The sequence below is a fragment of the Methanospirillum hungatei genome (assembly GCF_019263745.1).
Lineage (GTDB): Archaea > Halobacteriota > Methanomicrobia > Methanomicrobiales > Methanospirillaceae > Methanospirillum > Methanospirillum purgamenti.
In genome coordinates this window covers 1,254,613-1,269,264 of the sequence record NZ_CP077107.1, presented here as the reverse complement: position 1 = coordinate 1,269,264, position 14,652 = coordinate 1,254,613, and the positions used below count along the sequence as shown (strand labels likewise).

The window sequence follows — 14,652 nt, the reverse complement described above, 5'->3', positions numbered from 1 at the left end:
TGCATCAGTATCTTTTTTTACAAACGGTTTTTCTTTCTTAGTGACTCATATGTAGGAGATTAACCGGTGAAATTTCCATGGGAAAAGGAACAGTAGTACTTGCATATTCAGGCGGTCTTGACACGTCCATTTGTATTCCGCTCCTCAAGGAGGAGTATGGGTATGACCGGGTAGTGACCGTTGCTGCTGATGTCGGACAGCGGAAAGAAGAAATTTCAGTTGCAGAAGAGAAGGGCAAGAAGTTAGCCGACAAGCATTATACGATTGATCTCATCGAGCCATTTGTTGATCGGTGTCTGATGCCATCTATTAAGGCAAATGGTCTGTATGAAGGGTACCCGATGGGAACGTCTCTTGCACGGCCGGTCATTGCAGAAGCGGTTGTTGAGGTTGCAAAAAAGGAAGGAGCAACTGCGGTTGCACATGGATGTACCGGAAAAGGAAATGACCAGCTCAGATTTGACGTTGTCTTCCGATCAGCTGATCTTGAAGTTGTTGCACCAATCCGTGAGCGGAATATGACCCGTGAATGGGAGATCGAGTATGCAAAAGAGCATGGTGTCCCGGTTCCGGTTGACAAGGAAAAACCCTGGTCAGTCGATGAAAACCTCTGGAGCCGGTCTATTGAAGGTGGGAAATTAGAGGATCCTGCATTTCACCCGCCGGAAGAGATCTATGCCTGGACTGCTTCCCCACTGAAAGCCCCGGATGAACCAAAAATCCTGACAATAACCTTTGAGAAAGGAATACCCGTCGCTCTTGATGGGACCAGGATGAAGGGAGCTGAACTCATTCGAAAGCTCAATGAAATTGCAGGTAGTCATGGAATCGGCCGCAATGACATGATGGAGAACCGTGTTCTGGGAATTAAGGCACGTGAGATCTATGAGCATCCGGCAGCTACCGTTCTTCTTGCTGCACATGCAGACCTAGAACGCCTTGTTCTGACCAGGGAAGAGTATTCATTCAAACAAAGTGTGGATGCAAAGTGGGCACAACTTGCATATTACGGCCTCATTTATGAACCACTCTGGGATGCCCTGAATGCTTTCATTGATACAACCCAGCTCAGAGTGAATGGTGATGTGGATGTTCGTCTTTTTAAAGGTTCAGTAACAATCATCGGAAGGTCTTCTAAGGATTCGTTCTATTCGATCGATATTGCTTCATTTGATTCGACTACGGTTGATCAGACTGATGCCATCGGGTATTCCATGTATTATGGTCTGCAGGCACGGTTGGTCCGGAAAAAACTGAATAAATAAATTTAAATTTCTCTTTTTTGTCAAATGTTTGATTATTCCTGAAAAATGAACTTTTCAGGTATTGGTCTTCCAATTGGTGTCCTGTCAAATTCATGGTTATTACTAACAAAACACACAGATTGGCATCAATGTATCGATAGAGTCGAATAAAGAGAAGAGAGTATTCTCTTCTCCCTCTTTGACGAAATAATTATCTCCTCCCTATGACATCTCTAATCACCGCGAGGTGTATCAGATGAAAATGTGGGTATCAATTATATTGATTGCTATCATTCTGCTGCTCACAGGAATGAGTAATGCCGTACCTGGGGATTTTTCTGGAGAACTTCCCGGTGGTTCAGGCACAGTAGCAGTGAACGTTCGAACTGTTCCAGATGGGGCAACGGTATTCTTTGATGGGGAGAAACAGGAAGCAAAAACTCCGGCATATTACTATGTGAATCCCGGAGTTCATCGCATGAAGGTCACACTGATTGGATATAAAACCTACATGGATGAATTTTCGTTTCCTGAAGAGGAACTACCGGTAATTTACCTGGAAAAAGCGGTAGAAGGGACCCTCCATATCGATTCTACCCCTCAGGATGCATCTGTATACCTGGATGGGGAATATAAAGGTCAGACACCAGTTGATATCCTGACTACTGTTGGATCACACGAACTGGTCATTGAAAACCAGTTATACAAGACTATTGAAAAGACCGTGGAATTGAAAGCAGAACGTCAGGGAATGCATTATAACCTGAAACCAGGATCAGGAGCTGTATACATCTGGTCTATTCCTGAGGCCACGATCCTGATCGACGGGGAAGTTATCGATCTTGAGAACAATCCAGGAATTGTTGAACTGGATCCTGGAACCTATACCATCACTGCACGAAAAGAAGGGTATAAAGTCGGCCAGAAAGACATCACCGTGAAGGGTGCAGATACACAGGAGGTCTATTTTGTTCTTTACGGGCCTGGTGGCCAGTATACCCGGGTCAATGATGATATCATAAATATTGGTATCACCTCTGAACCAGAAGGAGCTACCGTCTATATCAACGGTGAAGAAAGGCAGGGTAAAACCCCTGGTGTATACCGGGTATATCCTGGAATAAATCAGATTCGTCTTGAATTATCTACATACCAGATCTATGATGAAGAGATAGATTTCCCTGATGAAAGTCCACTTGTCGTTCCACTGGTCAGGTCACCATCAGATCACCCTGATATCCAGGGGCCGTCTCCGGAAGGGTCAGGCAGGCTTGAAGTTGAGGTTTCTCCTGCAGATGCTACAATAAATATTGATGGGTCAAATGTTGACATCTATCAGCCATTAGAATTGGATGTTGGTGAATATCTGGTCAAGGCATCCTCTGATGGGTACATAAGTCAACAGGACACGATTACTATTCAGAAGGATAAGACAACCAGCATCAGCATCCACCTCGTTCCTGAAGAAGAGCAGAATAATGACATGAGTCCGTCTCCGGAAAGGTCAGGCAGGCTTGAAGTTGAGGTTTCTCCTGCAGATGCTACAATAAATATTGACGGATCAAATATTGACATCTCTGAGCCACTAGAATTGGATGTTGGTGAATATCTGGTCAAGGCATCCTCTGATGGGTACATCAGCCAACAGAACACGATTACTATTCAGAAGGACAAGACAACCAGCATCAGTATCAATCTCGTTCCTGAAGAAGAGCAGAATGATGACATGGGGCCGATTGTCTATTTCCCCGGGCCTGATACCGTGAATATAAAAATTGATTCAGATCCCCAGGGAGCTGATGTCTTATACAAAGGGAAAGCCATTGGAACCACTCCTTTTACTCGTGATGTCAAGCCACGAATTTATCTTATTGAACTCCGGTTGGATGGGTATGAACCCACCTTTAAACAGATAGACGTGAGAAATTACATAACTGCTTCTACGAAGGTGGATATGGAGACCGGGATATGGGATGAACTGAAAGAGGAGTCAGAATAAATCGATAATTAAATTTTTCATATATCTGGTATCACTTTTGTTTTTTTATCCAAATATTTATTCAATGTGGGGATATCCTCTGGGTTAGTTCAGAGCCTGTTTTTCTTCTTCCCCGTTTTTATTGGGAGAATCATCTTATCAAGCACATCATGGTATTTCTATCTCAATTCAATTCCCTAATACCGTGTTGCCCGAATGTCAATCGCTGAATTATCAGAAAATTCTCCTCTCTGGCATTGTTCGTTTCAGTTTTTGGTATAATGTTTTGAGTCACATGAATGATCAAAAATAAGAATTTATAGCCGAACCGGTACTTGTCCCATATTCCGCAGACTTTCTCATTCTCTCCGATAGACCTCCGCTCAGGAAAAATTACCTCCTCTCCGGAATTATTCCTGATACCTCTCCTGCTGGACCCGATATAACAGATTTTCTATGGTTCTTGTTATGGGGAGATCATGAACGTGTATGAACGGGTATGATTGTGATACATGCTCAAAGCCCACTCTTCCTTCTACTGCTTCGGGATCAAGCGGGAGAGAGTTTTCCGGATCCCTGATCTCCGGAGTTGCGTCCAGTACTTCGAAAATCCTTGCCATTGATTCATTTGCCCTTGATGATAAAGGGTAACACAATTGCATGATAAGAAGCGAATTCATCAGGATAAGGAGGTAATGTGCTGCAGATGTTACATTCCCAATCTGACAAATATTTGCGATGATTGCCGCTATGAGCATAAAAAATTTAATATCCAGGACATTTTCAAAATTTCCTGTGAGGATTCCATTGTCTAACAGGGCAGCACTAAGGGTAAGAATTGCATGGATGCCTCCGGCAACGATCATTTTTAAAACAATGGATAGAAGCAATCATCGCCTGTATCCATAAAAAATAGTGAATAATCGTTTTTAATACGAAATCGTCATAAGATCACAAAAACTCTATGGATCTTTCCGGCTCTATTGGTGATAAAGGGATCTGAAAAATCGTCAGTGTAACTTTATGGAATCTGATTTATTGATTTTCACAATTCGGAACCTGGAGAAAAGGACATTTTGGTTATTATCATAACAACTGATAAATGAAGCAGTAATAAATTCAAAAGTTTATGGTCAATATTTGGTCACAGGTATGTATCTGAAATACCCTATATTTGCCTTAATTTGTGAAAATACCGGATTTTATACCTACCTGTTGGGAGGAAATATTTATCTTACCACAATGGGCTTCATTTTAGGATTAGGTCTTGAAAATCAATTTCTCACGGGGTCGCTATTAATGCCTATTGATGAGCCGATGATATGATGATTACTATGATATACTCTTTTAGGCGGTATATTAAAAACATCTATGTCTATTTTAAACGGGGGGAAGCACATCGAAAAAATGGTGTGAAATTATGGAGATCCGGGAAAGAATGGGGTGCATTTCGGTTCTGATTGAATGTCCTGTGCCTAGTCTGACAAAAAATTGAGGGAGATCAAACCAATTGATATTTTCCGGGGAATAATTCTTCGCATCTTTGTGATATCATTGCTGGTTTACACAAACAATCAGCAATCATTATTCCTCTTTCCGTTTCTTAAATATATTTAGTCATATGGTCTGTGTATTATACACTGTTTCATCTTTTTTTGTCCGAAAGCAGGATCTGATGCTTCTGTTACCAGATATTTGATAGTTCTTCCGGATTTCTGTTTTCTTATTAATTCTTTATCCAAAAGTTGTGAAAGGTGCCAACCTGCTGCCTGAGCTGAAATCTTTAATCTATCTCCTATCTCCTGCCTGGTAAGACCCGGATTCTCCTTTAACATCAACATGATCCGGTGCCTCGAAGGAGAAGTGGTAAGGTTAATGGCTCTTTTCTCATCCGCAGAGTATCCTGGTGGATAATATCTTGCAAACCCTCCGGAGTGGAGTTTTGTCACCTGTGAAAACCGTGCCAGTTGATCAAGATGATACCGGACAGTCCCAAGTTCCATATTCATGGCTGAAACAATTCCCCGAAGGTGAATTCCTGGGTTTTGAACGATGAATTCATAAATATCTCTCCTTGATCTGGATTCAAACAGGGTATTTCTATTGATTACCCGGTACCCAAGAAAGAGGAGCTGTTTCATCAGCATGAAGATGGGACTTAAGAGCACTACCTGGGTTATAAATAACCAAAGGGGAAGTTCCCAAATCTGAACCTTGTCCGGACTTTTCGACTGAGTATCTGGTAAATCCTCGTATGCACTGGTGACGATGTACCGGTCTGCCATAACCTGGACCGGAAGGAGAAGAAGTATGAACAGAAAGATGGGTAAAATTCTCATGTTACTCATCCCATGATTCTATCTGGAAGGATACCGGGCTTGCATCTTCCGGTAGATGAACCTGGTAATACCATCTTCCCGGATCAAGGCCGCTTTCTGAATAAATTCTCATGAATATTGCGTTGTCTTCGATACCATCATCAATATCGGAGTATGTTCCATACTCCTCATCCGGGGTCAGTACCTGTAGTGAAACAGGAGCCTGTGTGTCATATGTCACCCGAACGTATTTTTTTGTCTGATCCTCTGATATGGTATCAGAAAAAAACCTGGTTTCTCCGGGATGTAATAGTTCAGATCCGGATGATGAATTGTTACCGGTTGAAAATGGTTCATCAGAGATTATTGCGACAACAACATTTTCTGTTCCGACAGAGGTTGTGCGAATTATCCCATATTTCACAGATGTTTTGTTGCCTTCGTCTCCGATTGCAATGACTGTTACGGAATTATTAATGGGATCTGCATAGGTTATGGCATCCGTTAAATTAGGATCTCCCTGTACTGGAGAAATAACCGCAAAAATAACAAGAATTAAATATATAACGATGATTGGGATCTGTGGGGTCCTGAACATCATGTTCCTATTGTTTGTCTGATGTATATTGAATCGTTCTGGCACATCTCTTTTCCAATAAAATGGGTAAGGAAATTCAGGAGTTATCCTTTATATCCATAACCTGCGAATTCTCCCGTTTTTTTATCATAAAAGGTATATCTTCCGGATGCATCCGGACCTTCTATCCTGAAATCATTTTTTGATTCTGATGCACGAATTTCCATCTCGGTAGGGGTCATCGTTTCCAGAATTTCTCCGGTGTCAGCATTGGTAACGGTGCATAAAGATTCTGTACACTCGAGTTTGGTGGCTCCTGAAATGGTTATCTCTTCTTCTACTGCAGCCATTACTATACCTGTAAGGGCAACTGCAATGGTTAAAAGAATGCCCAGGATTATGATCCTGGTCATATGAGGGGTTGTTTTTGTTTTCATATCAATCCGGGGATGATGGGGTTTACTGGTTTCATCCCCGCTCATAAGGTCAGTGGATCAGTAAAAGCTGTTTTTGGCACAATCGTTTTCTGTTTGATAATTCCTCTCTTAAGGTGTGAAATTGCGGATAATGGTTAATTTTCAGGACAATTTGTTTAGAATTTTAAAAATAAACTGTATTCATTATGTCTGGACAAGTTATCTGATGTCTCCCAAGATGAAAAAAATGAATGATTTCATGGAAATCCGGTTCATATGTCTATTCCATTTCTAACGTTTAACCTCCATATTATTGATTGAGAAAGATGCGAACGGATCCGAACATTCTCCGGATTCTGCCCTCATAAATCCTTCTTCTTCAAAAGCAGAACAAAGGACGCATGAGCTTTTTGAGGTATTTCGGGATGATTTCAAGAATCTGGATGTTTTCCTCCTGATTCATTCGACCGGTACAATACTGGGTATGCCGAGTATATCGAGCGGCTGCCTGGATGGATGACCCTGAAGAACGAATTATTCCGGAAAATCTGTAATAAATGTTATAAGAACGCTGAGAAGAAGGAATAATCATTCCGGACTCTTCCGGGAACACTGAATATCGCCGGGATGAAGCGGATATATGTAGATGTTGGGCAGTGCTGTGTCTGTAATACCGGGAAGGCAGTCTGGAAAGATCCCGAGAACCAGATCTCGATCTGTGATTCCTGTTATTCAAATGCCGGAGGGAGAGGGACAGTGATGGCACGAGATGTTACTGTGTATTCAACCGAGATTGATGAGGCAATTAAGAGCGTTCAAACTATGAACCGGACGATTATTCCTCGGTATGTGACTGAAGAGGAGATCTGGGAGAACCGGCATAAGTACCTGAGAGTTGGAGAACATCCGGAGATTTCGCTTCGAATGGTGATCTCTGAACTGGTGAGCTGGAGACCTGATACCAAGATTTACGGGATGTGTCCCGTTTCATGTGCATTTGATTGCATCTCCTCTTCCCAAGGGGCGAAAGCATGAGTGAGGTACAACGGTCTGGGGTCAGGGTCGTGAGGAGTCATGAAATAGATAGAGCGATGGATTCCAAATCTCACCGGAATCCTGACCGTTATCGTCATTCTCTGCTTCTTCATCCTCTCGTTCTCAAACTTGCGGTATGCAGCAGAGTTATCGAGGATTGATCCGGTCCTCACCTGGGCCAGGCCGGTCTGTATTGATTCATTGTTGGTTTCCGGTTTTCCGCTCATTCTCCGGAACTCTCTTCGGCAGGAGAGTACCCGGTTCGGGTGGTTCGTGTTCTCGGTCTTTACATTGGTGAGTATTCTGTTCAATGTGACAGTCAGTTCGAACAATCTACTCAGCCAGGCGTTTCATGCTATCCAGCCGATTACACTGATGGTAACGGTTGAGATTCTGCTTTCGATTGTCCGATCTGATCTTTCTTCTTCAGAGAAGAATCAGGTAAAAGTTACAACTGTTACACCAGACCGTAGTGATGTTACACCACCTGTTACTATGGTACATCAGGGTGCTGGTAAGAATGTAACATCTGATCAGGTGTTACAGTTCTTTCGGGAGAATCCGAGTGCAAGTTATGTTACTGCAGCTGCGAACCTGAACATTGCCCGACAAGACGGTTTCCCGGTATGTCCCCAGTTTGCTTGAAGATGGGATACTGGAGAAAGATGGGGATCTATTTGTGATTCCGGACCGGGAAGGCAGGGAGAATGCTTGATATCGAAGTAGGGGAGGATTTGTGTACCGTGGGTGAGTGGGAGGGGACGGAACGAAACGACGACCCCGACCCTTGTGTATATGAAATCAGGAATAGCGAATATAGTCCCTATTCGATAATGAAAAGAGAACAATTATGAGTATAATTATTGTTTATTCGATGGAAAATTGCCAGAATTGTGACTAACTCAAATCTACACTGAACGGTTTTGATATCATGTTTGAGGAGTGGGATCTTAAGACGAAAGAGGTGATTCTCGATCTTCGTTGCCTTGGATATTATCCCCAGGAAGCCCCAGTCCCCCAACACGGAAATACCTGTTATGAATTCCCGTCGATTTTTGGGGCAGATGATACTGTAACTAAACAAATTATTCGCCAGATTTCAGGGGTACCTTGAATTCGTCTTTGAATTAGATAATTCTCGGATGTATTGATCTGGAATCGTTTGAATTTGCTGCAATTCCTATGGGATAGTCGCATATTCGTTATCCGGGTTGCTCATAGTGGTTGACTAAGAGGCGATAGATCTCCGATTATCAACAAAGAAACAAAGAGATATGGTACTAACAATAACAATATACAAAAAGTGGGTACGATGTTTCAAAAATTTAAAGTGGTGATTGAGCCGGGAGAAGATGGATGGTTTGTCGTGACGGTCCCTGGTCTGCCAGGATGTATCACTCAGGGGAAGACTATCGATGAGGCTACTGAAAATTCTAAGGAAGCAATAGAAGCATACCTTGAATCAGTTCATAATCATGCGATCCCCGTTCGGGCAAGTCAGGTGTGTGTCAGAGAAGTCCTAGTAGATGTACTGTAATGGCAAAATTCCCACTTCTCCCTGCACGAAAAGTAATTAACGCTTTGATTCGTCTGGGGTACTCAATCGATCACCAGAAGGGAAGTCATATTGTTCTAAAAAATACCAATGAACAACGAACCATTGTCGTTCCTGATCACGATGAACTTGATAGGGGAACTCTCAAGGCGATTTTAAAACAAGCCGGAATTGATATTGAAGATCTATTATCGGTTCTCACGCTGATCTGATACTGCAACGCTCCTCTTATGAGTTGCAAACACATAGACGCTCCTGAATCCTCAATTCGGCCACCTATCGCCCTGTTTTTGGTTCCGTTTAAACTATTTGTAAACTCCTCCCGTATGTATTTATACCGGAGTCATTCGAGTGGAGTAATTTAATGGCAGATTTTGTTCAGAAATCGCTCGTGAAGATCTCTGTTCGGAAGTTCGCATCTCCGATCCCAGATCTCACCACGTCATTACGTTTGCACAGACCATACTCGATACGAACCCCTTGGGATGTACCGATTATACCCTGAGTGGTGCGAATGTCGAGGGGGTAAACCGATCATCTCAGGCATACTCTGGAAAGATCATCTATGAGAACGCTGAGGCGAAGACGGTTGGTCAGATCAGTATTAAGGCTCCTACTGTAGCGGCTTTCAACACGGATGTAACAAAACCATTCTGGGAACTGCCGCTCTTGGAACAGCGATGGGTGGTTCTCCCTCTCATGACAGCTTAGAAGATGCCTTTAGCTGCACCTTTAAGTGTCATGATGCAAATAGCGAGTTTTATACCGTTTGCATCAATCGCGATAGTTTGACGGTTTCCAGCCGAGACGGGAAAATGAACTGGATATTTCTGGTTTCTGGTGGTCTGATCCTGGTTTTCTCCGGTCTTGTGGGTGCTGATTATCTGAGTACCTCAATCCTCACTGACAGATCGTTCGTGCTTGCGAGTTCAGGGCAGACGGAGAACGGATCGTATGCCTCCCGTGTCATGGCTGCGGATGCATCAGAAATTACGCGATCTATGACGGGAGGGGAAAGCCTTGTTTCAGATCTCTCGGTGAAGAGTTCCGGTCCGGTCCTGGTCTCGGATTACGCTTCCGGGAAGTCGGCTTTGATTCCCGACAGCCTTGCCTTTGTGTTCATCAGGCATGTCCAGGGGTAGGAAGAAGAATCTGAACTCTATTCAATGGGGATATAGAACAAGGGAAGTTATGCAGCGTCATGGGTGGTCGGTCCCGGTCTAACCGGTGGTCTGGATGTATATGGATCCCGTATGATGAGTTTTGGATCGCTGAAGTTCGGAAACGATACCCTGCAATCTTCCGGGTTTGTGTCCCGGGAATCTGACTCTTCGTAACTTTGTGAAGTATGGGGGGAGATTGTGATGTGGGAGATGGTAAGCGGGATTCTGGGGGGGATCTACGGTGATCAACGCGATTGCCGCTCTCCTGGTGTACCGATATCTGAAACTGGCATCTGAACCGATGGAGTTTGCAGCCCTGGTGGTAACTTCGATTGAGGAAGCAGAGGATGGAACGATATCAGTTAATCTTCTTGCTCTGGCAGCTACGTCGATGGATCATATCAGCCAGTTATCCGGGCTGCTCAAGTGGGTCCGGCTCTGATTCATTGCAGTTATAAACGAGCGGGTCAGATATTGTTGTGCCTGATGGATAAGCCGGCTTTCTGGGGAGAATAAAGAATAGCGGGTTCATTCCCTTATTCTTTATAATCGCGGATTGAGTCTCGGCAATTCCGTGAACGCATAAACGCGGATTATCCTTTCCATATGGTTTCATCGGAATGTTCTTCTGTATGGTTCAGTGGCTGACATTTGTTCACATCCCTTGTAAGAGATACCCATAAATCACCTCTCTCTTTCCCACTTTCTTAAAAATGGTTAAATTTGATAATCTACAAATCAATTCCACATTTCGGTATTTTTGATATTTCTCCTCTGTCCTCATCCATGATATCATCGTCCATCCCTGATCAAAACGAAAGGGATAGGTACTTTTATTGTCATAAGGTATATACACGCAGAGGGGGCTATGCAATTCTCCTTTAATTCTGTTCATGCTACCGATCTTGAAGAGTTCAAAAAATCATTTGATGACCTGAGTGTAATTCCCCATAAATCCGGGAATTTGCAGGTGATCGCAACAGTAGCTGATGGGTTGACTCTTCAGAATTTTAAAGATTCAATTATCGAGTTTGGGTTTTCAATACTCAAAGAATGTGGTTCCTATTTTGAAATAACAAAAGAGCACAAAGACCAGAGAATTGTTCCCTTTTCAGTTTTCTTTGACGTTTCAAATCAAATCGGGCTATTCATTACTGATGCAAAAAAAACCGATGAAATTCCCCATCTTTTATTTGAATATATCTATCTCTCCGGCTCACTCTCGAATCTTTGGATAGCTCCAACGGTCATGAAAGAAATAAAAGATGATCTGGCATCTAATTATCAGAACCTGATTATATCCTATTTCTCAGCAAAACGTGGACCTACCACTAAAACAAAATCATATTATCGACCTTCAGTTACCCGGGGAATACAATACCGAGGAGTTGATGGAAAGGACACACTTGAAGAGTTGGAGTATTATTATGGTATTCTCCCAAGGATTCTTGATTTTACTATTCCAAATGTTGGGTCTTTTAGATTAGATAATAAAGGCATCATTACTGTAAAAGAGGGAGCAGTATCAGGCATTTTTGGTATTTTGGATCATATTATTGAACGGATTGGACCTCTTCGAGATGCTATTACGAGTTCTTCATACACTCTTCATCAAGGAAATAAACCATATTTTAATTACAATATTCAAAAACCATGGTCCCTTAACCTTTCCCGCCCCGTTAATTCTGATGTAATTGATCAAATTATAAAAGAAATACATACAGAAGAATGGGAATTTACACTCTTAAGGAGAAACGAGAATCAGAATCAGGAATATCTGGAAGCAAGATTAATTGACAACTTGTCAGGTTCTCTCATTGATATTGAAGCAAGAGAAGAAGGTATCAGTATCTATCCAGTTGAAAAAACAAGTATTGGCTCTTCAATGCGATTTTTTGAACTTATAATAGAATCTGTTGATTCAATGGCAGTAGCCGTGTGAGGAATTCGTGGATATTCCTGGGGTGATGGATAAAACGGATTCGTTTTTTCATCGACTATCGACAAGTCAAAAAGAAGAATATAAAGTTCGCCTTGAAAAATGGAAACTGATCAACAAACCAAATTTTCTCGGTCGAGTTCACCGGGAATTATCCAGTGAATATGAACACTTGGAGATGGTTCAGGCATGTTGCCGTGCTTTTTGCGGAACAGACCTAGCCATCAAAACAGGATTCCACTTTGTTTGTGCAGAACCACTCATTGAGTTTGGGGGTCTTCAGGAAGGGAATAAGAGTTTTGATCTTTTACTATTCAATGATACTAGCAAAAAGGCAATATTTATCGAATGTAAATCATCCATCAGCAGTGTGAAAAATGTTAGCACTGAAATTGAACAATCGATTCAATTAGTACAAAAGAATAAGGAGTATCTCTCTGAAAGGATAGATGATACAATCTCTTGGGATGACTGTGAATATGTCTTATGTATCGCTGATAAAGATTCAGAAAAAATTCATCAATCTAAAGATGATTCTATTCAGAAAAACAAGTCCTCTATGTTGAATAGAGATGGATTTGTTATATGGATATTCCATCCATTCTCTAAGATTGCTCAGATATCAGAGAAATATTCTCATGCTGATCCTGTTCTGCATGAACTTCTTCAAATGGGAACTGAAAAAAAGTCATTACAAACACGTCTTGACATCCCTTATTGCATCACAAGCCATCCATATATTATCATTGAACAGGCAGTGCTCGGGCAGTGTTATCCAAAACAGTATGCTAAACGGGAAAGCATCGAAGATCCAAAGCGAATAACCAAAAATTTGATGATGAATGAGATGATGAAATCGATCTCTCTCGTAACATCGCCCTCAGTAAAAAAGGATATGGTGAAAAGAAAATTAGAGGAGGTCGTTGCATACGGTTTACGATATGATCTTTTTGCCGATGAAGATAAAGAATCATTCAGAATAAATTGTCGTGGTGAACGAACCAAGACCGTTGTTGATGTACTAAAAGAAAAATACATCGAAAATTGGGCTGTGTATGAAGCAACAATTGAAGCCCGTTTAAAAGTTGAAGATGAAATGATGAAAACCATCAGCCAAAAAGAAATATCCGATTTTGGGAAAAAGTAATCTCGATCACCGGTTGAGTAACAATTTAATAAAAACCATAAAGACTGAATTTCCGATAATTTTTTATACAAATCCTCGCAATCTCTCAATTATATTGTTTTAATCCATGCATCGGGTATGATATGCCGGGGGATTTGACCAAACCATTTTCCAGTAAATCGTAAGGAATGGTGTTATGAACCGGGAAGCCTGAATATATGATACGGAATACCCGTCGATGAAAAAATCTTCAGAGCCACTATCAGATATCGACTTGACGCATAAAGGGTTTCAGTACTACCGGATGGGAGAGTTTGAAGAGGCTATTGAAGCTGCTGATCAGGCTATTCGCTTAAATCCGCAGAATGCAGAAGCCTAGGCAAATAAAGGAATGGCCCTGGATTCTCTCTGTAAATATCAGGAAGCCCTGGCAGCATATGAGGTTTCCATCGTGATGGATCCCCGGAATACAGCGACCTGGATATGCAAGGAATTTCTTTACGGAACCTCAACCGGGATGAAGAGGCACTTTCCTCCTTTGAACAGGCTATCTCTATCAATCCCAAAATAGCGGATGCCTGGATCCATAAGGCCATTGTTCTGCTGATATTTGGCAGGATTACAGAAGCAGTAGAGATCGCTGAAAAAGTAACCAGGAAAGATCCTCAAAAAGTGATAGCATGGTACACTCTGGGGGTTGGTCTCTCATCTCTTCATGAGCATGAAAAGGCACTTGATGCATTTAATCAGGTGATCCAGTTAGACCCCTTTTCTACGGAGGCTTATTACAAAAAGGGGTGCGAATTGCTTTATTTTAACAAACGGGAAGAGGCAATCGCAGCATGGAGAGAGGCAACCGGGATTGATCCTGATTACTATCAGGTCTGGCACCGGATTGGCATGGCTTCGTTTGAACTCGGAAAGTTTGAGGATGCCATTGATGCCTTTGACCGATCTCTTGCCCTTGATCCCACAAACCTGGACAGTGTGTATTACCGGGATCTTTCAAAACAGGGGTTTGAGATGATGAATAAGAAAAAAGCTCCCAAGAAGAAAAATACTTAGTTCTTGGCAGCCATCTCAATGTCTTCAGTTTTGAGCGTCTTCCGTCCTGCATGGGTTGCGAGTTTATCTGCTTCCTTTGTCAGTTTTGCGATGTATTCTTCGGCCTTCTTGACAGGATCCTACACCACTGTACTACGATGAATATCAGAGGGGAGAGTTACCGGATGAAAGACAGAAAAAAGCATAAACTACACCTCAAATCTGATGATTAACCTCTGATAGCGAGATTGCAGTCA

At 42.2% G+C, this 14,652-nt stretch carries 17 protein-coding genes and 2 pseudogenes; 14 read left to right on the top strand and 5 right to left on the bottom strand.

Annotated features, from left to right (window positions below):
• Positions 1 to 77 precede the first annotated feature (77 nt).
• Both KSK55_RS05915 and KSK55_RS05910 read left to right on the top strand, forming a co-directional pair.
• Positions 78 to 1,265, top strand: a complete 1,188-nt coding sequence (locus KSK55_RS05915; protein WP_218608564.1) for an argininosuccinate synthase — start codon at positions 78 to 80, stop codon at positions 1,263 to 1,265.
• Positions 1,266 to 1,500: 235 nt separating this feature from the next.
• A complete protein-coding gene (locus KSK55_RS05910; RefSeq protein ID WP_218608563.1) occupies positions 1,501 to 3,243 on the top strand; it encodes a PEGA domain-containing protein in 1,743 nt (580 codons plus the stop codon).
• A gap of 389 nt (positions 3,244 to 3,632) precedes the next feature.
• On the opposite strand, the gene KSK55_RS05905 is transcribed toward KSK55_RS05910, so the two are convergent.
• The 4 genes from KSK55_RS05905 to KSK55_RS05890 all read right to left on the bottom strand — a co-directional run bounded on the left by KSK55_RS05905 (position 3,633) and on the right by KSK55_RS05890 (position 6,599).
• Positions 3,633 to 4,112 carry a hypothetical protein gene (locus KSK55_RS05905; protein ID WP_218608562.1) on the bottom strand — a complete coding sequence of 160 codons (480 nt, stop codon included), beginning with the start codon at positions 4,110 to 4,112 and terminating at the stop codon, positions 3,633 to 3,635.
• A gap of 723 nt (positions 4,113 to 4,835) precedes the next feature.
• A complete protein-coding gene (locus tag KSK55_RS05900) occupies positions 4,836 to 5,561 on the bottom strand; it encodes a winged helix-turn-helix transcriptional regulator (RefSeq protein ID WP_218608561.1) in 726 nt (241 codons plus the stop codon).
• A 1-nt stretch (position 5,562) separates the two neighbouring features.
• Positions 5,563 to 6,141 carry a hypothetical protein gene (locus KSK55_RS05895; protein WP_218608560.1) on the bottom strand — a complete coding sequence of 193 codons (579 nt, stop codon included), beginning with the start codon at positions 6,139 to 6,141 and terminating at the stop codon, positions 5,563 to 5,565.
• An 80-nt stretch (positions 6,142 to 6,221) separates the two neighbouring features.
• The gene (locus KSK55_RS05890) at positions 6,222 to 6,599 is read right to left on the bottom strand and encodes a hypothetical protein (protein ID WP_218608559.1); all 378 of its coding nucleotides are present in this window, start codon (positions 6,597 to 6,599) and stop codon (positions 6,222 to 6,224) included.
• Between the two features lie 561 nt (positions 6,600 to 7,160).
• Between KSK55_RS05890 and KSK55_RS05885 the strand changes: the two genes are divergently transcribed.
• The 11 genes from KSK55_RS05885 (at position 7,161) to KSK55_RS05835 (ending at position 14,416) form a co-directional block, all read left to right on the top strand.
• Positions 7,161 to 7,568, top strand: coding sequence for a hypothetical protein (locus tag KSK55_RS05885; RefSeq protein WP_218608558.1), 408 nt, complete (start codon positions 7,161 to 7,163; stop codon positions 7,566 to 7,568).
• 129 nt (positions 7,569 to 7,697) lie between these two features.
• Positions 7,698 to 8,213 carry a DUF2637 domain-containing protein gene (locus tag KSK55_RS05880; protein ID WP_256664222.1) on the top strand — a complete coding sequence of 172 codons (516 nt, stop codon included), beginning with the start codon at positions 7,698 to 7,700 and terminating at the stop codon, positions 8,211 to 8,213.
• Between the two features lie 667 nt (positions 8,214 to 8,880).
• Positions 8,881 to 9,105, top strand: coding sequence for a type II toxin-antitoxin system HicB family antitoxin (locus KSK55_RS05875; protein ID WP_214420612.1), 225 nt, complete (start codon positions 8,881 to 8,883; stop codon positions 9,103 to 9,105).
• Entirely contained in the window at positions 9,105 to 9,335 is a 231-nt protein-coding gene (locus KSK55_RS05870) for a type II toxin-antitoxin system HicA family toxin (RefSeq protein WP_214420613.1), read from the top strand. The genes KSK55_RS05875 and KSK55_RS05870 overlap by 1 nt, the downstream gene beginning before the upstream one ends.
• Positions 9,336 to 9,603: 268 nt before the next feature.
• Positions 9,604 to 9,834 (top strand): hypothetical protein, encoded by a 231-nt coding sequence (locus KSK55_RS05865; protein ID WP_218608557.1) that lies wholly within the window; start codon positions 9,604 to 9,606, stop codon positions 9,832 to 9,834.
• A 104-nt stretch (positions 9,835 to 9,938) separates the two neighbouring features.
• A complete protein-coding gene (locus KSK55_RS05860) occupies positions 9,939 to 10,265 on the top strand; it encodes a hypothetical protein (protein WP_218608556.1) in 327 nt (108 codons plus the stop codon).
• A 262-nt stretch (positions 10,266 to 10,527) separates the two neighbouring features.
• Positions 10,528 to 10,728, top strand: a complete 201-nt coding sequence (locus tag KSK55_RS05855) for a hypothetical protein (protein ID WP_218608555.1) — start codon at positions 10,528 to 10,530, stop codon at positions 10,726 to 10,728.
• A gap of 426 nt (positions 10,729 to 11,154) precedes the next feature.
• Complete coding sequence (locus KSK55_RS05850) at positions 11,155 to 12,228, top strand: hypothetical protein (RefSeq protein ID WP_218608554.1); 1,074 nt, start codon at positions 11,155 to 11,157, stop codon at positions 12,226 to 12,228.
• A 7-nt stretch (positions 12,229 to 12,235) separates the two neighbouring features.
• Positions 12,236 to 13,372: a hypothetical protein gene (locus KSK55_RS05845; protein WP_218608553.1), complete on the top strand. Its 1,137-nt coding sequence runs from the start codon at positions 12,236 to 12,238 to the stop codon at positions 13,370 to 13,372.
• Positions 13,373 to 13,589: 217 nt separating this feature from the next.
• Positions 13,590 to 13,730: a tetratricopeptide repeat protein gene (locus tag KSK55_RS05840; protein ID WP_218608552.1), complete on the top strand. Its 141-nt coding sequence runs from the start codon at positions 13,590 to 13,592 to the stop codon at positions 13,728 to 13,730.
• Positions 13,731 to 13,834: 104 nt separating this feature from the next.
• The gene (locus tag KSK55_RS05835) at positions 13,835 to 14,416 is read left to right on the top strand and encodes a tetratricopeptide repeat protein (protein WP_218608551.1); all 582 of its coding nucleotides are present in this window, start codon (positions 13,835 to 13,837) and stop codon (positions 14,414 to 14,416) included.
• Here the strand turns inward: KSK55_RS05835 and KSK55_RS05830 are convergent.
• Positions 14,413 to 14,529: pseudogene (locus KSK55_RS05830) on the bottom strand (histone-like protein); the annotation flags it as partial. The gene KSK55_RS05835 and the pseudogene KSK55_RS05830 overlap by 4 nt on opposite strands.
• Between KSK55_RS05830 and KSK55_RS05825 the strand changes: the two are divergent.
• Positions 14,521 to 14,628, top strand: a pseudogene (locus KSK55_RS05825) (ATP-binding protein); the annotation flags it as partial. The pseudogenes KSK55_RS05830 and KSK55_RS05825 overlap by 9 nt on opposite strands.
• Positions 14,629 to 14,652: the final 24 nt, after the last annotated feature.